Source organism: Streptomyces hydrogenans, assembly GCF_014656075.1.
Lineage (GTDB): Bacteria > Actinomycetota > Actinomycetes > Streptomycetales > Streptomycetaceae > Streptomyces > Streptomyces hydrogenans.
In genome coordinates this window covers 1-501 of record NZ_BNBS01000332.1, presented here as the reverse complement: position 1 = coordinate 501, position 501 = coordinate 1, and the positions used below count along the sequence as shown (strand labels likewise).

General features: G+C 71.3%; 1 protein-coding gene. It reads right to left on the bottom strand.

All coding sequences use genetic code 11. The annotated features are described in order from the left end of the window. Window positions 1-501 (bottom strand): ABC transporter permease (locus IE321_RS41725; protein WP_190226809.1); only part of this gene is annotated, 501 nt, incomplete at both ends.

The following is a 501-nucleotide window of genomic DNA, read 5'->3' as shown; positions in this document are numbered from 1 at the left end:
GTAGCCGAGGACCGTGAGGCCGAGGCACCAGGCGACGGCGAGCCAGCCGTTGTGGCCGATCTCGGTGCCGAGGAGCAGGCCGCGGAGGGTCTCGATGGCCGGGGTGAAGGGCTGGTACTCGGCGATCGGCTGGAACCATCCGGGCATGGCGTCGATCGGCACGAACGCGCTGGAGATCAGCGGGAGGACGACCAGGGGGAGGGCGTTGTTGGAGGCGGCCTCCGCGTTCGGGGAGACCAGGCCCATGCCGACGGCGATCCAGGTGAGCGCGAGGGCGATCAGGGCCAGGAGGCCGAAGGCGGCGAGCCATTCGAGGGCGGTGGCGTCCGTGGAGCGGAAGCCGATGGCGACGGCGACGGCGCCGACGAGGACGACGCTGGCCACCGACTGGAGGACGCTGCCGACGACGTGCCCGACGAGGATCGAGGGGCGGTGGATCGCCATGGTGCGGAAGCGGGCGATGATGCCCTCGCTCATGTCGTTGGAGACGGAGACCGCGGT